15 protein-coding genes are annotated in these 19,167 nt (G+C 39.0%); 5 read left to right on the top strand and 10 right to left on the bottom strand.

The genetic code is table 11. From position 1 onward, the window contains the following. Nucleotides 1-657 precede the first annotated feature (657 nt). The 3 genes from ACKWB9_RS15105 (at nucleotide 658) to ACKWB9_RS15115 (ending at nucleotide 2,945) form a co-directional block, all read left to right on the top strand. Complete coding sequence (locus ACKWB9_RS15105; RefSeq protein WP_414003851.1) at nucleotides 658-909, top strand: hypothetical protein; 252 nt, start codon at nucleotides 658-660, stop codon at nucleotides 907-909. Between the two features lie 176 nt (nucleotides 910-1,085). Then, nucleotides 1,086-2,306, top strand: a complete 1,221-nt coding sequence (locus tag ACKWB9_RS15110; protein WP_414003852.1) for a 6-bladed beta-propeller — start codon at nucleotides 1,086-1,088, stop codon at nucleotides 2,304-2,306. Nucleotides 2,307-2,309: 3 nt separating this feature from the next. Further along, nucleotides 2,310-2,945: a hypothetical protein gene (locus tag ACKWB9_RS15115; RefSeq protein WP_414003853.1), complete on the top strand. Its 636-nt coding sequence runs from the start codon at nucleotides 2,310-2,312 to the stop codon at nucleotides 2,943-2,945. A gap of 49 nt (nucleotides 2,946-2,994) precedes the next feature. Here the strand turns inward: ACKWB9_RS15115 and ACKWB9_RS15120 are convergent, their stop codons facing one another. The 8 genes from ACKWB9_RS15120 to thrA all read right to left on the bottom strand — a co-directional run bounded on the left by ACKWB9_RS15120 (nucleotide 2,995) and on the right by thrA (nucleotide 11,359). Then, nucleotides 2,995-3,705, bottom strand: a complete 711-nt coding sequence (locus ACKWB9_RS15120) for a YebC/PmpR family DNA-binding transcriptional regulator (RefSeq protein WP_414003854.1) — start codon at nucleotides 3,703-3,705, stop codon at nucleotides 2,995-2,997. Between the two features lie 101 nt (nucleotides 3,706-3,806). Then, nucleotides 3,807-4,094, bottom strand: coding sequence for a 4a-hydroxytetrahydrobiopterin dehydratase (locus ACKWB9_RS15125; protein WP_414003855.1), 288 nt, complete (start codon nucleotides 4,092-4,094; stop codon nucleotides 3,807-3,809). Between the two features lie 25 nt (nucleotides 4,095-4,119). Next, the gene (locus tag ACKWB9_RS15130) at nucleotides 4,120-4,947 is read right to left on the bottom strand and encodes a sugar nucleotide-binding protein (protein ID WP_414003856.1); all 828 of its coding nucleotides are present in this window, start codon (nucleotides 4,945-4,947) and stop codon (nucleotides 4,120-4,122) included. A 22-nt stretch (nucleotides 4,948-4,969) separates the two neighbouring features. After that, entirely contained in the window at nucleotides 4,970-6,055 is a 1,086-nt protein-coding gene (gcvT, locus tag ACKWB9_RS15135; protein ID WP_414003857.1) for a glycine cleavage system aminomethyltransferase GcvT, read from the bottom strand. A gap of 103 nt (nucleotides 6,056-6,158) precedes the next feature. Next, the gene (thrC, locus tag ACKWB9_RS15140) at nucleotides 6,159-7,451 is read right to left on the bottom strand and encodes a threonine synthase (protein ID WP_414003858.1); all 1,293 of its coding nucleotides are present in this window, start codon (nucleotides 7,449-7,451) and stop codon (nucleotides 6,159-6,161) included. A gap of 78 nt (nucleotides 7,452-7,529) precedes the next feature. Beyond that, complete coding sequence (locus tag ACKWB9_RS15145) at nucleotides 7,530-7,856, bottom strand: four helix bundle protein (RefSeq protein WP_414003859.1); 327 nt, start codon at nucleotides 7,854-7,856, stop codon at nucleotides 7,530-7,532. 59 nt (nucleotides 7,857-7,915) lie between these two features. After that, nucleotides 7,916-8,863, bottom strand: a complete 948-nt coding sequence (locus ACKWB9_RS15150) for a homoserine kinase (protein ID WP_414003860.1) — start codon at nucleotides 8,861-8,863, stop codon at nucleotides 7,916-7,918. Nucleotides 8,864-8,917: 54 nt separating this feature from the next. Then, entirely contained in the window at nucleotides 8,918-11,359 is a 2,442-nt protein-coding gene (gene thrA / locus ACKWB9_RS15155) for a bifunctional aspartate kinase/homoserine dehydrogenase I (protein WP_414003861.1), read from the bottom strand. Nucleotides 11,360-11,623: 264 nt separating this feature from the next. On the opposite strand from thrA, the gene ACKWB9_RS15160 reads away from it, so the two are divergent. Then, nucleotides 11,624-13,171 carry an NAD(P)H-hydrate dehydratase gene (locus ACKWB9_RS15160; RefSeq protein ID WP_414003862.1) on the top strand — a complete coding sequence of 516 codons (1,548 nt, stop codon included), beginning with the start codon at nucleotides 11,624-11,626 and terminating at the stop codon, nucleotides 13,169-13,171. 27 nt (nucleotides 13,172-13,198) lie between these two features. Here the strand turns inward: ACKWB9_RS15160 and ACKWB9_RS15165 are convergent, their stop codons facing one another. Then, nucleotides 13,199-13,609 (bottom strand): STAS/SEC14 domain-containing protein, encoded by a 411-nt coding sequence (locus tag ACKWB9_RS15165; RefSeq protein ID WP_414003863.1) that lies wholly within the window; start codon nucleotides 13,607-13,609, stop codon nucleotides 13,199-13,201. Nucleotides 13,610-13,810: 201 nt separating this feature from the next. Next, nucleotides 13,811-16,363 carry an ATP-dependent Clp protease ATP-binding subunit gene (locus ACKWB9_RS15170; protein ID WP_414003864.1) on the bottom strand — a complete coding sequence of 851 codons (2,553 nt, stop codon included), beginning with the start codon at nucleotides 16,361-16,363 and terminating at the stop codon, nucleotides 13,811-13,813. Between the two features lie 258 nt (nucleotides 16,364-16,621). Here ACKWB9_RS15170 and gyrA point away from each other — a divergent pair, with 258 nt between their 5' ends. Then, nucleotides 16,622-19,159: a DNA gyrase subunit A gene (gene gyrA / locus ACKWB9_RS15175; protein WP_414003865.1), complete on the top strand. Its 2,538-nt coding sequence runs from the start codon at nucleotides 16,622-16,624 to the stop codon at nucleotides 19,157-19,159. Nucleotides 19,160-19,167: the final 8 nt, after the last annotated feature.

Genomic DNA, 19,167 nt, shown 5'->3' on the forward strand with positions numbered 1-19,167 from the left:
AGTATTCTTTCGTAAATTTCATCAAAGTTGTGCATCTTAATTGTTTTGTCGTTATTACAATTTACTGCCATTGAGCAGTTTGCACAACTTTTTATATCTCAATCAAAATGCACAACGGGTTATATTTATCTCCAGTTTTCAGAATATGTTTGACTAATGTTTCTTTATTATGTTTATAGATACTGCTCATTTTCTATAATTGATTTTATAATTTTTCAGTCATGTTGTATAAGAAATATTAACAATAGATAACCATATTACCTAACTGAAAATCACCCTGTAGCCCTTCCTAAAAATGTTAAATGCGGTTTCCCGTAAAAAGAATGAGGGAAACCGTACTATTCTACTCAAATGCATTTTTTAGTTTTATGAAATGTAAATATCCTGTCCAGTAATTACCTGGATTTGGATATGCCATGTTAGGTTCTGCAAAACTATTGTATATCAAAGATCTAATGGTCAATACATAGAAATGAAATGGTAACAATAAAACCGATGCCTATGTGAAGATATAAGTACACCAGGGGAAGTTTTTTAACGATATCTATCCATGGATGGTAGTAGAATATGGCATTTCGTAAAGGTAGTGTCTCTCTGAAGACCTTTGCAAAAAAGTAATGTAAAATTAAATGAATAAACATCTTAAAATATAATATTATGAAAAAAATAATAGGATTAATAGGGGCCGCCCTATTTGTAATGGTGATGTTATTTAATATCGACCAAAACAATATTGACACGGGAGATATTAGTTTTTCAAGTTTATTAGCAATGAATACATCTTCTGCTGAAGATGGGGGAAGCTTTAAAGGTCCTTTATGTTCAAATGCAAGTGGAACAATATATTGTTGTAAAGATTCTGATTCATCCAGTTGTGCGGCTGGAGCAAAATGTAGTAGTTGTCAATGATAAATTGTGCTTTTTACAACTGCTTGAGGTTTTATGCCTTAAGCAGTTTTTAAGATTTTTTTACCAAAAAAATCTAGGGTATTAAAATATTCTTGGATATCTACTGATTGTAACGTTCTTTTTTGTATTTCTTGACATAAAATAAAACAATAATATTTAAATAAAAGATTAATTATATGAAAATAAAATCACTATTGATTGTTTTAATATTGATTATTATAAGTTGTAAAAAGAATTCTAAATCTAATAAAATTCCAAAAGAATTAAATATAGAATCAATATATGTAAATCCCAAAAACGCAACAACTGTAGCTATATCGAGCTTATATGAGAATATAGAATTGCTTAAATTGGAATCTAGTTCAGATAATCAAATTATGGGCCAAATAGACAAATTAGAGGTTCATGATGGAAATTACGTTATACAGGCGGATAATGGCTTATTTATATTTAATGAAAATGGTGATTTCTTAGATAAATTTGATTTTAGAGGCAAAGGGCCTGGCGAATATATAAATCTATCTGATTATTTTTTTGATACTGAAGAAAATACTTTTTCTATTTATGATAGTAAAAGTAAAAAAATTAACATCTATGATAAATTAGGGAACTTTATTAAGGAAATAAAGACAGATTTAGATGCTTACTCTTTTACAAAATTAAAAGATGATAAATATGCAGTTTATATTGGTTCTGGTTGGTATAATGAAAAAAGTAAAAATCGTTTGAATCTATTAACTGAAGATGGTGAAATTACATCAAAATTTATACCGATTAAAAAAAACGAAGCCAAGTTTTTGCATTTAGGAGATTTAAATAATTTTCAAAAACTCAAAAATGAAACTTTATTTCTTTACAGTTTCAACGATACGATTTACAATATAAATGCCCTAAACCACCTGGAGCCAAAGTACTATATTGATTTTGGCGAAAGTAAAGTTCCTGACGAATATTTAAGTAAAACTTATGAGAATATTATGGTTTTTTTAGAAAGTTTAAAAAAGACTGACTATGCATTTAGAGTCATTGGTTTTTTTGAATCGGAAAGAGCTATAACGTTTGGATTTATGTATAAGAAAGAAATTTATCATATATATTATTTTAAAGAATCGAAGAGGACTATGGTTGTAAATCAATTCGTAAATGATTTTTTTAATCCAAATTTAAGTTTTAATGCAAATTTTGGAAATTTACCCAAAGCCGTTTCTGACAATAAATACTATTCTATTATAGAACCATACGATTTCATAGAGGATATGGAAAAATTGAAATCAAAAATGGACAATCAGACTTGGGAAAGTTTTAAGAAGAAAAATGTTTCTTTGATAGAGGTTTATGATGGATTAAATAATGCAGATAATCCAATATTGTTAATTGGTGAGATAAAGAAAAAATAGGTTATGAAATATTATATTATCACTATAATAACATTTTTGATTGTAATTAATCTATACACTAATATTAGATATAAGAAACAGTCAAACAATTTAAAAAACGAACTTTCTGTTTTAGAAGAAAAGTATAATTTTTTAAATGACCTTAATAGGAATAACTTGAAAAATGAAAAACATGCATTTGAAAATTCACTAATGTATAATGGCAAAAAAGTAAGTTCAAAAGCAAAACTTCAATCTGGAAATAACGAAAAGATTGATTTTAATCGATTATTTCCCAAGAATCATATTCTTATATACCGTATATCAGAAAATGTTTGTTCTATTTGTTATGATGAAACAATAGAAAAACTTATGTCGTTTTCAGAGGATATCGGCAGTAGTAAAATATTAATTTTAGTTCCCTTGAAAAGGATAAGGGAATTAAGAACCTATCTAAAAGAGTTCAAAAGTAATATTAGATTTTACGGTGTAAAAGAAAATACACTTGGTCTAAATTTGGATAATTTTTCACCATTTTTCTTCATACTAAATAAAAATGGTGGTGTAGAGCATATTTTTGAACCTCTGAAGGTAGATAAAGATAATCAATTAGAAAATTATTTTGGAATGCTTAAATACAGATATTTTGATACTGAATAGCTAGCTATTAATTAACATGTGAATTTTTAAAGAGGAAGTTTTTCTGGGTTTATTCCTGCATCGTATGGTACACGTTCTGCACATCATCGTCCTCTTCAATTTTTTCCAATAGTTTTTCAACATCGGCCGCCGCTTCCTCATTTAACGTTTTGGTCACCTGCGGTATTCGCTCAAAACCTGAGGAAAGGATTTCGATTTCCCTGTTTTCCAGCTCTTTTTGAATGGCACCAAAACTTTCAAAGGGTGCATAGATTAAAATACCGTCATCATCTACAAAGACCTCTTCGGCACCAAAATCGATCATTTCCAGTTCCAGTTCTTCAGGCTCTATTCCTTCCGCCCCGATCCTAAAATTACAGGTATGGTCAAACATGAACTCTACGGAGCCCGAAGTACCCAAACTACCGTTGCACTTATTAAAATAGCTACGGATATTAGCAACCGTTCTTGTGTTGTTGTCCGTAGCGGTCTCCACTAAAATAGCAATGCCGTGAGGTGCGTAGCCCTCAAAAAGAACTTCCTTATAATCCCCTAAACTTTTATCGCTGGCCCTTTTAATGGCACGTTCAACATTGTCCTTGGGCATGTTCACCGCTTTGGCATTTTGGATAACCGCTCGTAACCGGGCATTGGAGTCGGGATCCGCTCCCCCTTCCTTGACGGCCATGACGATATCTTTTCCGATTCTGGTAAACGCCTTGGACATTGCCGCCCATCGTTTCATTTTTCTTGCTTTTCTAAACTCAAAAGCTCTTCCCATGCTGTTTTCTGAATTAAATGAGGGTAAATTTAGGAAAAAGTTCCTGTAAACAAGGCTTGAAAATGACTGTTTCTATTAGTGTGCCCAACCCTATAAAAACATTATGCACTTTCAATAATATCCTCTATACTTCGGGCCAGAGCAAAATCTTTTTCCGTTACACCATCGGCATCATGGGTGTTTAAACGAATATTCAATGTTTTGTACACATTGCTCCAATCCGGATGGTGCCCTTGTGCCTCGCATTCAAATGCAATACGGGTCATTACGGAAAAAGCTTCCTTAAAATCCTTGAACTCAAAAGTGGTCTCTATTGCGCCGTCCACATATTCCCAACCTTCTAACTGACCCAGGTAATCCTGTATCTGCTGCTCGGTGAATCTTTCCATAGTTTATAATTTTAGCATTATATGATTAGTTTAACACGTGATGGTCAATAATATCCTGATACGTGAAACGTAAATTTTTAGGCAATTTATTCGATTTTGGTAAAACCGCCAGATATCTATCCGCATTTGTAGTGTAAACCCTTTTTAATATGGGATTAAAATTACCCACACGCTCCAATACCTCTTTTATAAAATCCTCATGATGTACCAAATCCGTACTCCCTAAATGAAAAATACCCGTTTTGTTCCTGTTGATAAGGTAATGAATTTGTTGGGTTAACTTATCATCGTTCGTAACGTTCATGATCAAGTTTGGAAAAACTTCCACCGGTTCATTCTCCAAGATCAGATTTTTCATTTCCCTGACCCTCGGTGAACTATTTCCAAAAATCATGGGCACCCTTAAAATTCCCATTTTGCTTTTGGGCAATCTTAAAAGCATATTTTCGATTTTGATTTTTAAACGTCCGTAAACACTTTCGGATAGGGTCTTGTCATTCTCATAGGAAGGGTATTTGCTATAGGCATCGAAAACATTGGCAGAAGACAAAAAATATAATCGTGCATCCTTTTCGTCCAAATATTCCATGATATGCCGATGTGCTATTATTTGTGCCGCAAAATTACCTCGCAGGGCAGAAATGATAATATTTGGTTTTACGATATCCAGAATTTGAAAGATATCGTCGACAGTCATATCATATTTAAAAAATTGCTTGTTGTTTCCATAGGTTTTTCGGGAACTATAGTAAGTTCCATAGGTGTCATAATAATTGTACAGCTCTTTGTATATGGCGTTTCCTAAAAATCCGCTACCCCCTAAGATCAATATTTTTTTTCGCTCCCCTTCCAACACCTAACTGCACTAATAGATTTTAACCCTTGTAAAACGGTAGTTTTATTACAGTGGCCGGAACCGTACTTTTACGGATTTGAATATGGATCTTACTTCCTGCCTTAGCGAAAATAGGGGGTACATATCCCAGACCTATCCCTTTGCCCAAAGAAGGGGACATGGTTCCCGAAGTAACGATTCCCATCTTTTTTCCCTGTTCGTCAACAATATCATAATCATGGCGTGGAATGCCACGTTCATCCAGTTCAAAGGCTATTAGTTTGCGTTTGGGACCCTGTGCCTTTTCTTTGGCCAGGGCTTCGCTGTTCACAAAATCCTTTGTGAATTTGGTAATCCATCCCAGTCCTGCTTCAAAAGGGGAGGTGGTATCGCTTATATCATTACCGTACAGACAATAACCCATTTCCAGACGTAGGGTATCACGGGCCGCCAGGCCAATGGGTTTTATCCCAAAATCCGCACCGGCCTTAAAAACGTTGTCCCAAACCTGTTTTGCCTCGCTATTCTTGCAATATATTTCAAATCCGCCCGAACCGGTATACCCAGTGGCAGAAATGATCACATGCTCGATTTCCGCAAAATCCGCTACTTCAAAATTGTAGAATTTAATGGTCGATAAATCAATTGATGTTAAGGATTGCATGGCTTCCACGGCTTTAGGACCTTGAATGGCCAGCAGGGAATAATCATCGGAAAGGTTTCTCATTTCGGCATTAAATTCGCCGTTGTATTTTGAAATATGATCCCAGTCCTTTTGTATGTTGGAGGCATTTACCACTAAAAGGTATTGCTCTTCTTTTATTCTATAGACAATAAGGTCGTCAACAATTCCCCCCGTTTCATTGGGCATACAGCTGTACTGCGCTTTTCCGACCGTCAATTTGGAGGCATCGTTGGATGTTACTTTCTGTATCAGGCCCAGAGCCGTTGGTCCACTGATCAAAAACTCGCCCATATGGGATACATCAAAAACCCCGACACCGTTTCTAACGGTCTCATGCTCTATATTTACCCCTTCATAGGAAACGGGCATAATATAACCGGCAAAAGGCACCATTTTGGCACCAAGGCTTTTGTGGGTTTCGGTCAGGGCGGTATTTTTCATCTTAGCTTTTTTTAGATGTGCAAAGCTATTGAAAATATATCGATGTGTAGATTTTGAATTTTAGGAATATTTGGAATGGCCCCGGTAAAACAATGCGATCTATCTATACCAAAAGAAAGCCCTTTAGCTCTTGATATGTTTCTATTTTGACCGATTCCTTTTCTTTGTCCATCACTTTTTGAATCTGTGCGGGAATTTCCAATTTTATGGAAATGGTATCTTCCACGATATCCAAAAATTTTACGGGATGCGCCGTCTCTAGAAATATACCATATGTATCGGGGTATACGGCCTGGTATTTTTTAAGCCCCAAATAACCTACCGCTCCATGGGGATCGGCCATGTAACCGCTATTTTGGTAAATTTCCAAAATGGCTTTTTTCGTTTCGGTATCGGTAAAAGAGAAGGAGGATAAATTGTGCTTTAACGCTTCAAAATTGTCTTGATATAGGTGCCGGATACGGACAAAATTACTGGGATCGCCCACATCCATGGCATTGGAAATGGTAGCCGTGGAAGGTTTTGGATCGTAGTTTTGGGTAGCCATAAACTTAGGAACGGTATCATTGACATTGGTTGCCGCTACAAAATGTTTTACCGGCATGCCCAGTCTTTGTGCTACCATTCCAGCGCAAATATTTCCAAAGTTGCCAGATGGTACGGAGAATACAATTTCCTTATTTTCCTTTTTGGCCTGCTTATAGGCGAACAAAAAATAAAACAATTGGGGCAGCCACCGGGCTACATTGATAGAATTGGCAGACGTGAGTTTTAATTGTGCCAAAAGGTCTTCATCCAAGAAAGCGGTCTTGACCATAGCCTGGCAATCATCAAAAGTACCATTGACTTCTAAAGCTCTTATGTTCTGACCCAATGTGGTCAACTGTCTTTCCTGAATGTCGCTTACTTTCCCGCTAGGATATAGTATGACCACGTTTACGCCGTCCACACCCAAAAAACCATTGGCCACGGCACCGCCCGTATCACCGGATGTGGCTACCAAAACGGTTATTTCTTCTTTGGACTCCCTGGAAAAGTATCCCAAACATTGGGCCATGAATCTTGCCCCCACGTCCTTAAATGCCATGGTAGGACCGTGAAACAACTCCAATGTCCCCACATTTTTTTCGATGGGTATTACCGGAAATTCAAAATCCAGGACCTCCTTTAAGATTTCTTTTAATATGACATTAGGGATTTCGCCATCAACAAACTGTAAAATGGCGGTATAGGCAATTTCCTGATCGGACAGATCCTGGATTCGTTCAAAAAAAGAAGCGGGAAGCGCAGTAATACGTTCTGGGAAATACAGACCTTTATCCGGTGCTATTCCATTGATTACGGCCTCTTTAAAAGATACATTGGGTGCTTTATTGTTTAGGCTATAAAAGTTCATTGATTGATAAAATTGATCGATGACGGAAGACCGATGACGATACGAGTGGTTATTTAATGTTTTTTCTAAAAGCGCACATCATAATTCATGAGATGATGCTTCATTATATAATTCGACAAATTTTGTTTCAGTAATGTACTGTCTTCTTTTTGTTTTAAACAAGCAGGTTATCACTTCGGCCAACAGGCGAATTGAATATCCTATGAATTTTACTTGTTCTGGATTTGATTGACCAATAGAGCCCTCTGAAATATTTAAAGCAATTGAATCGCTTGCTCTACGAATTTGTGAAGCCATATTGAATTTTTCTCTTTCAGGAAAACTTAATGCTATTTGGTCAATGATTTCGCCAAAATCCATGGCTTTCTGCCAAATAATAAGTTTTTCAAATTTAAACTTGTACATTTTTCAAAGATTTTAGTTACTCCTTTCAGTGTTCCCATCTTCCATATTCCCATCTTCGGTCATCTGTCCTCTGTCCTTTTTCGTATTTCCTTAATTCCTTTAATGTTGATTTTCGACACGTGAACATCGTAATCGATTCCAATTTTTTGGTATACTCCTTTCATGGCCTCACCAACTTTATACGCCGTTTCACGACCTTTGCTAAAGGTGAAAATAGAGGGGCCCGAACCCGAAATCCCACACCCTAGGGCACCCGCATCCAAAGATGCTTTTTTTACGCCTTCAAAACCCGGGATCAATATAGAGCGTATTGGTTCTACGATATGATCTACCAAGGACCTTCCGATGAGGTCATAATCCTCTTTAAAAAGGCCGGCGATCAATCCGCCAACGTTTCCCCATTGTTTTATTCCGGTTGCCATAGAAATTTTGGTTTTCAGGATTTTTCTGGAATCTGAAGTCTTCACTTCGATTTGGGGGTGGATAATGGTCGCGAATAATTCCGATGGCGAGGGAATGTCAATAATATCCAAGGGAGCATAACTTCTTACGAGGGTAAACCCGCCAAATAGGGCAGGGGCTACATTATCTGCATGTGCCACTTCGCTGGCCAATCGTTCGCCTTCCATGGCAAACTGTACCAGTTCCGTAGTATTAAAAGGATTTCCCAACAAGTGGTTCATGGCCCATACGGCCCCGGCAGAACTTGCGGCACTGCTCCCGATACCACTACCGGGTTTTATGTGTTTATGGATTTCGATTTCGAACCCACCCGTATAATCGGAGGCTTTCAATAAAGCCGTTCCTGCAACTCCTGCAACATTTTTTGAAGTTTCCAAAGGAAGGTTTTGCCCCGTTATTTTAGTGATGAAAATACCTTTTTGCGGTACCTTTTTTACGATCATTTCATCTCCAACGCTATCCAAGGCCACACCTAACACGTCAAAACCACAGGAAATATTGGCAATGGTAGCCGGACAGAATATTTTTATTTGACTATTTTTCATTTTTAATGGTTATAGTCCCCATTCCTTCTCGGGATAGGAATTTAGGGGCATGGTCTAGAAATTTCCTATTCTAATGATATCCGCAAAGATACCCGATGCCGTTACATCTGCACCTGCACCCGCACCTTTAATGATCATGGGTTGATTTGGATAACGTTCCGTATAGAACAAAACAATGTTATCGCTCCCCTCAAGATTGTAAAAATCATGACCCTTTGGGATTTGCTGCAATCCTACGCTTGCCTCCCCGTTTTCAAATTGTGCTACATATTTTAGTTTGCTTTCCTTTGCAGCCGCAGCCGAATATAATTTTTGAAAATCCGATTCGTATTTTTTTAACGATGCAAAGAAATCCTCATTGTTTTTGGTCTCCAAACTTTCATCGGGCAAAAAAGAGGTATTGGTTATATCGTCTATTTCAAGAAGGTGTCCGCTTTCCCGGGCCAATATCAGAATTTTTCGCATGACATCGATTCCACTCAGGTCAATTTTTGGATCTGGCTCCGTATAACCTTCTTCCTGTGCCTGTTTTACCACATCATGAAAAGTGGTACTGTCATTAAAATTATTGAAAACAAAGTTTAAACTTCCGGATAATACGGCCTGTATCTTGAGGATTTTATCACCGGAAGCGATAAGATGTTTTAGGGTGTCCATAATGGGCAGTCCCGCACCAACATTTGTTTCAAAAAGGAAAGGCGCATTATATTCCCTGGCCAATGATTTTAGATCTGCGTAGTTTTCGAACTGGGAAGAACAGGCAATTTTATTACAAGTTACCACGGAAATACTATTGCCCAAATAATGTTTGTAGGTAGAGGCCACTTCCTCGCTTGCCGTATTATCTACAAAAACACTGTTCCGTAAGTTGAGTTCGTTTACATATTGTAAAAACTTTTCCTTGTTGGCCTTCTCTCCCCGGGTGAGCAAATCTTCCCATATCTTTAGGTCAATGCCCTTCTCATTAAAATGCATGTTCCTTGAATTGGAAATTCCAATGACCCTGATGTTCAGCTTTAAATTTTCTTTCAGGTATTTTTTTTGTTGTTTGATCTGGTTCAGAAACTTGGAACCTACGTTACCTACACCCATTACGAAGAGGTTCAACTGCTTGATGTTTTCCTCAAAAAATTCCTCGTGCAGGGCGTTCAATGCTTTTTTAACGTCTTTTTCGTCAATGACACAGGAAATGTTTCGCTCGGATGCCCCTTGGGCTATCACCCTGATGTTTACATTGTTCTTGCCGAGGGTACTGAACATTTTTCCGCTCAATCCTTGATGGCTTTTCATATTGTCGCCCACCAGGGCAACAATGGCCAATTTATCCTCGGGTTTTACTTTATTGATTTTCCCCCGCTCAATTTCATAGGCAAAATTTTCATTTACCACTGCAATGGCCTTCTCGATATCATCTATAGAAAGCCCCACACAGATCGAATGTTCCGAAGAAGCCTGGGTAATGAGAACCACACTGATATTGGCCTGGGAAAGCACCTCGAAAAAACGTTTGGATATCCCTGGTATACCTACCATTCCCGGTCCTTCCAAAGATAATAGGGCTATATTCCCGATATGACTGATTCCCCTTACCGTTTTTCCCCGGTCATTTTGTGATTTTGTAATCAAAGTACCCGCTTCGTTGGGGCTGAACGTATTTTTGATAACGATGGAAATTCCTTTGGCCAATACGGGTTGTATGGTGGGTGGATATAGGACTTTGGCCCCAAAGTGCGAAAGTTCCATGGCTTCTTCATAAGATATATGGGCAATGGCCTTCGCCTGTTTTACCATTTTGGGGTTGGCCGTGTACATTCCACTTACATCCGTCCATATCTCTAAGATTTCAGCATTAATGGCAGCTGCGTAAATGGCCGCGGTATAATCCGATCCGCCCCGTCCCAGTGTTGTAGGCTCACCATCATTGCCCATGGCCACAAACCCCGGTGTAACTATGATTTGATGGTTCTGTGAACCAAAATAAGAGGAACAATTGGCATTGGTAGTCGAGAAATCAACGCTTTGTTTTCCATTGAAGAGCTGTGTCTTTATAAGCTCCCGGCTATCCTTAAAGATACAGTCCAAATCTTCATTTTGAAAATATTCACTTATAATATAAGAAGACAGAAGCTCCCCATAGCTCACTATTTTATCGGATAGTCTATCGGTAATTTCACCAATGAAAAAAGCACCTTCCAAAAGTGTCTCCAAAGCATTCAGGTCACTTTTTACCTTGCTCAAGACTTTGCTTTGATGGGAGACCGGAATCAGTTCCTTAACGGTATCGAGATGTCTGTCCTCGATTTTTTTTAAAATGGTCTTGTAATCCTCGTTCTTGGTCGAAGCCAAATTTCCTGCATGCAATAAAGCATCCGTAATCCCTCCAAATGCGGAAACGACTACGATTATTTTATCATCATATTCGGAAACAATACCTTTTATGCGATTTATATTTTCAGGATCGGCTACGGATGAACCACCAAACTTTAAGACTTTCATGTGTATTATATAATATTGACTTATAGGAAATTAACGGTGCTTTGAACACGAAAACGGAGGTATATGGATTTTTAACCCCTAAGGGTAATACCTGTTGTAGAAAAACCAATAGTGCGGTTTACCGAAGAAAAAACAAATTTTATGTCCGTACTTGTGCAGTCCATTGTAATTGTTGAACGTCAAAAGTAGTACATTTGGTATGTTAATCAAATGATTCCACAGATTTTTGCGGAATCCTTATTTTTTGCCAAAAAAAACGGAAGAATGAAACTTTTTACTGCAGCACAAATCTATTCCGCTGATAAATTCACAATTGAAAAACAAGGAATATCTAGTGATGAACTTATGGAAAGGTCTGCCGTGCAGATTTTTAACTGGATGCATTTGCGAATGCAGGGCGCTCCCGTAAAGATTCATTTGTTCTGCGGTATCGGAAATAATGGCGGAGATGGTATTGCATTGGCCAGACACCTACAAGAACACGGGTATCACATAGCGGTCTATGTGGTAAATTATAGTGAAAAACGTTCCAAGGATTTTCTTTTAAACCTTGATCGGTTAAAAGACAGAAAAATTTGGCCTACTTTTTTAGATTCCGATTGCGATTTTCCAGAGATCGGAAAAGACGATATCATTGTAGATGGTATTTTTGGTATTGGCTTAAATAGGACACCGGCGGATTGGGTAGTGCAATTAATGAGCCATTTGCATGCTTCAAAGGCATTTATCCTCTCCGTGGATATACCTTCGGGACTTTTTACGGATAAAGTACCGGAAAATAGGGATGCGGTCGTGAAATCCAATTATGTACTTAGTTTTCAAACCCCTAAATTGGTATTCTTTTTACCGGAAACAGCTGATTTTATTGAACAATGGGAAGTTTTGGATATAGGACTGGACACTGAATTTTTAATGACCACCGAAACCGAATATGAATTGATCGGAAAAAATGAGGTTTTACCTCTTTATAGGCCAAGGCAAAAATTTTCCCATAAAGGTGTTTATGGACATTCATTGATTATAGGGGGAAGCTATGGAAAGATCGGGGCGGTACAATTGGCATCAAAAGCTGCATTGAGGGTAGGGAGCGGATTGGTTACGGCTTATATCCCCAAATGTGGTTATCAGGCGATCCAGGCCTCATTACCGGAAGTTATGGTGCTGACCAATGGGGGAGAAACCATTTCTGGGATAACGTATGATATTTTGCCGACTTCGGTTGGCATGGGCATGGGTATGGGGACGGACGAAACCGCCCTGAATGCGTTTGGATCTTATTTAAAATCCAATGATTCCCCGTTAGTGATCGATGCCGATGGGTTAAATATGCTTGCTGTTCATAAAGAATTATTGGACCTTTTGCCTTCAGGGACGATATTGACACCGCACCCCAAAGAATTGGAACGTTTGATCGGTACATGGAAAGATGATTTTGATAAACTGATCAAAGTGAAGTCCTTTTCAAAAAAATACGATTGTGTACTCCTAATAAAAGGAGCGCATACCATTATCGTTTATCAAGGGAAAGGTTATGTGAACGCTACAGGTAATCCCGGAATGGCGAATGCCGGAAGCGGGGACGTTCTGGCCGGGATGATCACCGGATTGCTCGCCCAAGGGTATGGGGCTCTTGAGGCATCCCTGTTTGGAGTGTACCTCCATGGCCGGGCCGGGGATATACAAATAGAAAATACCGGATATCAAGCACTTATCGCTTCCGATATTATTGAAGGTATCGGCAAGGCGTACTTGGATTTGTTCAAGGTGCCGGAAGAGGCGCAACCTGAGGTTTCTGAAGCCACGGAAGGATAAATTATGATATGGCGATATTCCTTCTCGTTACTTGACTTTTTTGGCCTTGACCCTGCGTTTTACCCATTTTAAGGCGTTATCGTATTCAATAAAAAATTTCATGGGCTTTTTATAGAATAACTTTTCGATCTTGAAGTTGTGCATATCTATTTCCTTAACGGATACAATAGCAAAGGCCTTTAAGTTTTCAAGTTCTTTCAGGTAATTATAGATTGTGGGATCAATGGCATAGGAATTTTTACGAAGACTTATAAAACCAAAATTTTTGTCCCTAAAGTGGATTTCAGAAATTCCGATTATCTGATAGGCCCTTTCCAAAGTAAGGGTGGCCCCTTCATCAAAAATCGAAACCATATAATTATCAAAAACCTGAATTTTTCCAATTTCCAATTCGTATTCCCGAACGATTACTTTTTTCTTCGCAGATCCAACGCTCATTTTAAGTGTATTACAGTGTCTGGAACGAAAGTAGCGGTAAGTGGTGCTTATCCGATAAAATATTAGATTAAAGGCTCAAATATCGTTCATACCGTAAATGACAGGGAAGATATGTATTTTAATTCTTACGGAGCGGGATATATTGTACTAAAAAAGGAGTCCGTAATAGAACTCCTTTTTATCAGGTATTCTTAAATAATTCTAATCTGTTTTTGGGGATTTCTCCGCTTTTTTGATTTTTATGGTCAATTCTTCGTTCTTTTTGTTCAAATCCATAAAGATACTATCGCCTTCTTCCAGTTTGGAATTTACGATTTCTTCCGCCAGGGCATCCTCTATATATTTTTGAATGGCCCTTTTTAAAGGTCTGGCCCCATACTGCTTGTCAAAACCTTTCTCCGCAATATAATCCTTTGCAGCCTCGGTGAGATTAAGGTCATAACCTATATCCTTTATCCTTTTGTACAGTTTGGCGAGTTCAATATCAATGATTTCGTGGATATGTTCCCTATCTAGTGCATTGAATACGATAACATCATCGATCCTATTTAAAAACTCCGGGGCAAAGGCTTTTTTCAGTGCATTTTCTATGACTCCTTTCTGGTGCGAATCTTCCTGTGCTTTTTTGGCCGAGGTACCAAAACCGACACCTTGTCCGAAATCTTTCAATTGGCGTGCGCCAATGTTGGAAGTCATTATAATAATGGTATTTCTAAAATCGATTTTCCTGCCGAGGCTATCGGTCAAATAACCATCGTCCAATACCTGGAGTAACATATTAAAGACATCCGGATGTGCTTTTTCCACTTCATCCAGAAGAATTACGGAATAAGGTTTTCTCCGTACTTTTTCGGTCAATTGCCCACCTTCTTCATAACCAACGTATCCGGGAGGCGCACCTACCAATCGGGATATGGCGAACTTCTCCATATATTCGCTCATATCAATACGTATAAGCGCATCTTCGGAGTCGAACAGTTCTTTGGCCATTACTTTGGCCAATTGGGTCTTACCTACACCCGTCTGACCTAAAAAGATAAAGGAACCAATGGGTTTATTGGGATCTTTAAGCCCCGCTCTGTTACGTTGTATGGCTTTAGATACTTTTGCAACAGCCTCGTCCTGTCCAATAACATTGGATTTGATCAGGTTTGGAAGTTCCGCCAGTTTGTTGCTTTCCGTTTGGGCAATTCGGTTGACCGGAATACCGCTCATCATGGAAACTACATCGGCCACATTGTCCTCGGTAACGATTTCCCTATTCAGTTTGCTTTCGTCCTCCCAACGTTCTTGGGCAATGGCCAATTCCTTTTCAAGGCTTTTCTCATCGTCCCTGAGTTTTGCGGCTTCTTCGTATTTCTGCTTTTTGACCACGGTATTCTTAAGCTCGCGAACATCTTCCAATTTCTTCTCAAGTTCCAAAATTTGTTTGGGAACATCCATGTTAACGATATGGACACGGGAACCGGCTTCATCCAGGGCATCAATGGCCTTGTCCGGAAGAAATCTATCGGTCATGTAACGATTGGTCAATTTAACACAGGCCTCTATGGCTTCTTCCGTGTAACTTACGTTATGATGATCTTCGTATTTACTTTTGATGTTGTGTAAGATTTCTATGGTCTCATCAACACTGGTAGGTTCCACAATTACTTTTTGGAACCTTCTTTCCAAAGCCCCATCCTTTTCTATGTATTGCCGATATTCATCCAATGTGGTCGCTCCGATGCATTGGATTTCGCCCCGGGCCAAAGCGGGTTTGAACATGTTTGAGGCATCCAAACTCCCTGTTGCTCCCCCGGCTCCTACTATGGTGTGTATTTCGTCAATAAAAAGAATTACGTCATCATTCTTTTCAAGCTCGTTCATTACGGCCTTCATACGTTCTTCAAATTGCCCACGATATTTTGTGCCGGCAACAAGAGAGGCCAGATCCAAGGTAACGACCCTTTTATTATAAAGTATACGCGATACCTTTTTATTGATAATTCTTAGGGCCAAGCCTTCCGCTATGGCACTTTTACCCACACCAGGTTCGCCAATGAGTAGAGGGTTGTTCTTTTTTCTCCTGCTCAGAATCTGTGACACCCTTTCTATTTCCTTTTCCCTTCCTACTACGGGATCTAATTTGTTCTCTTCGGCAAGATTGGTCAGATCCCTGCCAAAATTATCCAAGACCGGTGTCTTTGATTTTTTTGTGCCCTTTGGACCGGAGGTGGCACCAAATGTACTTTCCTTTCCCTCCGTGCCATCATCGGAATCACTGGGGAACGATTCTGAGGTAGGACCGTCCACAATATCGTCATCGCTCGTTATCATAAATTTAAACTGCTCCTTTACACCATCATAATCTACTTGAAGCTTATGCAAAAGTTTCGTGGTGGGATCGTTCTCATTTCTTAGAATACAAAGTAATAAATGTGCAGTGTTAATAGAGGAACTTTGGAAAAGCTTCGCTTCTAAAAATGTAGTTTTTAAAGCTCTTTCCGCCTGCCTGGTAAGATGTAAATTCTTTTTATCCTTTTGAACGCCGCTGGCATTGGGATTGGATGGACTTAGTATTTCCACTTTTCTGCGAAGGTGGTCCAAATCTACCTGTAAGGCATCCAATATACTAATAGCTTTTCCGCTGCCATCTCGGAGTAGGCCCAACATCAAATGTTCCGTGCCAATAAAATCATGGCCAAGGCGCAACGCTTCTTCCTTGCTATAGGCAATTACATCTTTGACCCTCGGTGAAAAATTATCATCCATAAACTATAATATCAACTATAAAATTACTAAATCTCCTTTAATCCTAGGCAAATACCGTACCTATATTCGTTAAAGTTGTTCTAAATGACGAAAAAAGTAAACCTTTTCAAAGTATTTGAACGTATAATTATTAACTAACAAAAGGGTTGAAAGTGTTGATAAATTATTGAATAAATGATTTGTGAAATTCTTTGAAGGCTGCGATTTTACGTATATTGGCATGCTTTTTTACTAATAAAAAAACATTAAGATTTTAAGATGGCTGAAGGAGAAAAGTTGATTCCTATTAATATTGAAGAGGAGATGAAATCTGCCTACATTGATTATTCAATGTCGGTCATTGTGTCACGAGCGCTCCCAGATGTCAGGGATGGTTTGAAACCTGTTCACAGACGTGTACTTTTTGGAATGCACGAACTAGGTGTTAGAAGTAGCAGTGCGCATAAGAAATCCGCACGTATCGTAGGGGAGGTTTTAGGTAAATACCATCCACATGGAGATACATCGGTCTATGACACCATGGTCCGGATGGCCCAGGAATGGAGTTTAAGGTATATGTTGATAGATGGTCAGGGTAACTTTGGTTCTATAGATGGGGACAGTCCTGCAGCAATGCGTTATACCGAAGCACGTATGCGCAAGATTGCCGATGATATGTTGGCGGATATCGATAAGGATACCGTGGATCACCAATTGAATTTTGACGATTCCCTACAGGAACCAACGGTATTGCCTACCAGGGTCCCTAATTTATTGGTCAATGGAGCTTCAGGAATAGCAGTGGGTATGGCGACCAATATGCCTCCTCACAATCTTTCGGAAGTGGTAGATGGTACCGTTGCCTATATTGATAATAATGATATTGAGATAGACGAACTCATTACGCATATAAAAGCACCGGATTTTCCTACCGGAGGTATTATTTATGGTTACGATGGTGTAAAAGAGGCTTTTCATACGGGTAGGGGCAGGATTGTCATGCGGGCAAAGGCTACTTTTGAAGAGGTTCAAGGTAGGGAGTGTATTATAGTAACGGAAATACCCTATCAGATCAATAAGGCCGATATGATCAAGAAAACGGCCGACCTGATCAACGATAAGAAAATAGAGGGAATTTCCACAATAAGGGATGAATCTGATCGTAAGGGGATGCGGGTGGTGTATATCCTTAAAAGAGACGCCATTCCAAATATCGTTCTCAATACCCTATACAAATACACGGCATTACAATCCTCGTTTAGTGTTAATAATATTGCCCTGGTAGATGGCAGGCCGCAACTCCTGAACATTAAGGAGATGATCCATTATTTTGTGGAACACAGGCATGAAGTTGTCGTGAGGCGTACCAAATTTGAATTAAAGAAAGCCGAAGACCGGGCCCATATTTTGGAAGGGCTCATTATTGCTTCCGATAATATTGATGAGGTCATAGCGATCATAAGGGGATCTTCCAATGCCGATGAGGCCAGACAGAATTTGATGGATCGCTTTAAGTTGACCGAAATTCAGGCGAAGGCAATAGTCGAGATGCGTTTGCGCCAGCTTACCGGTCTTGAGCAGGACAAGCTGCGGTCCGAATATGATGAAATCATTAAGACCATTGCCGACCTAAAGGACATCTTGGAGAAGAAGGAGCGGAGGATGAATATTATAAAAGAAGAACTTCTTGAAGTAAAAAATAAATATGGGGACGGGCGCCGTTCCGAAATCAATTTTGCCGGCGGTGATTTGAGTATGGAAGATATGATACCCAACGAGCAAGTGGTCATTACGATCTCACGTGCGGGTTATATCAAAAGAACACCGCTGACCGAATACAAGACCCAAAATAGGGGCGGTGTTGGCCAAAAGGCATCCTCTACCCGAAATGAAGATTTTCTAGAACATTTATTTGTAGGCACCAATCACCAATATATGCTGTTTTTTACCCAGAAGGGAAAATGTTTTTGGATGCGTGTTTTTGAAATTCCGGAAGGAAGCAGGACTTCTAAGGGAAGGGCTATCCAAAACCTTATAAATATAGAACAGGATGATATGGTGAAGGCCTTTATCTGCACTCAAGATTTAAAGGACGAAGATTATGTGAACAGCCATTATGTGATTATGGCGACCAAAAAAGGAACCGTCAAGAAAACATCCTTGGAGCAGTACTCCAGACCTCGGCAAAATGGGATCAATGCGATTACCATCCGTGATAACGATGAACTGTTGGAAGCGAAATTAACGACAGGTACAAGTCAAATTTTCTTGGGCTTAAAATCTGGTAAAGCCATTCGTTTTGAAGAAAGCAAAACCAGGCCTATGGGCAGAAATGCTTCGGGGGTCCGGGGAATTACATTGACCAGTGATGCGGACGAGGTTATCGGAATGGTATCCGTGCATAATTTTGAAGATGAACTCTTGGTGGTATCCGAGAATGGCTATGGAAAACGTTCCAGTATTGAAGACTACCGTATTACGAATAGGGGAGGTAAAGGGGTAAAGACCATCAGTATTACCGAAAAGACCGGAAATCTAGTAGCTATCAAGAACGTTACTGATTCCGATGATTTAATGATTATCAACAAATCGGGTATCGCTATCCGAATGAGCGTGGAAGATCTTCGGATAATGGGAAGGGCCACTCAGGGGGTCAAGCTCATCAATATAAAAGGCAATGATTCCATTGCGGCCGTAGCCAAGGTCATGAAGGACGAGGATGACTTGGATGAGGGTACCTTAATGGATATTGAAGTGAATACGGATGAAGATGGCACGGGAATTGATAAAAGTGATAGCGAAGAATCAAAACAATAAACACTAAT

This window comes from Maribacter spongiae, from assembly GCF_047345125.1.
In the GTDB taxonomy this organism is placed as follows: domain Bacteria; phylum Bacteroidota; class Bacteroidia; order Flavobacteriales; family Flavobacteriaceae; genus Maribacter.

Excerpts from the sequence above, each read along its gene's own strand:
- gcvT (WP_414003857.1), bottom strand. The coding sequence starts at position 6,055 with ATGAAAAATACCGCCCTGACCGAAACCCACAAAAGCCTTGGTGCCAAA.
- thrC (WP_414003858.1), bottom strand. The coding sequence starts at position 7,451 with ATGAACTTTTATAGCCTAAACAATAAAGCACCCAATGTATCTTTTAAA.
- ACKWB9_RS15170 (WP_414003864.1), bottom strand. The coding sequence starts at position 16,363 with ATGGATGATAATTTTTCACCGAGGGTCAAAGATGTAATTGCCTATAGC.
- ACKWB9_RS15110 (WP_414003852.1), top strand. The coding sequence starts at position 1,086 with ATGAAAATAAAATCACTATTGATTGTTTTAATATTGATTATTATAAGT.
- ACKWB9_RS15160 (WP_414003862.1), top strand. The coding sequence starts at position 11,624 with ATGAAACTTTTTACTGCAGCACAAATCTATTCCGCTGATAAATTCACA.
- ACKWB9_RS15125 (WP_414003855.1), bottom strand. The coding sequence starts at position 4,094 with ATGGAAAGATTCACCGAGCAGCAGATACAGGATTACCTGGGTCAGTTA.
- ACKWB9_RS15115 (WP_414003853.1), top strand. The coding sequence starts at position 2,310 with ATGAAATATTATATTATCACTATAATAACATTTTTGATTGTAATTAAT.
- ACKWB9_RS15165 (WP_414003863.1), bottom strand. The coding sequence starts at position 13,609 with ATGAGCGTTGGATCTGCGAAGAAAAAAGTAATCGTTCGGGAATACGAA.
- gyrA (WP_414003865.1), top strand. The coding sequence starts at position 16,622 with ATGGCTGAAGGAGAAAAGTTGATTCCTATTAATATTGAAGAGGAGATG.
- thrA (WP_414003861.1), bottom strand. The coding sequence starts at position 11,359 with ATGAAAGTCTTAAAGTTTGGTGGTTCATCCGTAGCCGATCCTGAAAAT.
- ACKWB9_RS15105 (WP_414003851.1), top strand. The coding sequence starts at position 658 with ATGAAAAAAATAATAGGATTAATAGGGGCCGCCCTATTTGTAATGGTG.
- ACKWB9_RS15145 (WP_414003859.1), bottom strand. The coding sequence starts at position 7,856 with ATGTACAAGTTTAAATTTGAAAAACTTATTATTTGGCAGAAAGCCATG.
- ACKWB9_RS15150 (WP_414003860.1), bottom strand. The coding sequence starts at position 8,863 with ATGAAAAATAGTCAAATAAAAATATTCTGTCCGGCTACCATTGCCAAT.
- ACKWB9_RS15120 (WP_414003854.1), bottom strand. The coding sequence starts at position 3,705 with ATGGGAAGAGCTTTTGAGTTTAGAAAAGCAAGAAAAATGAAACGATGG.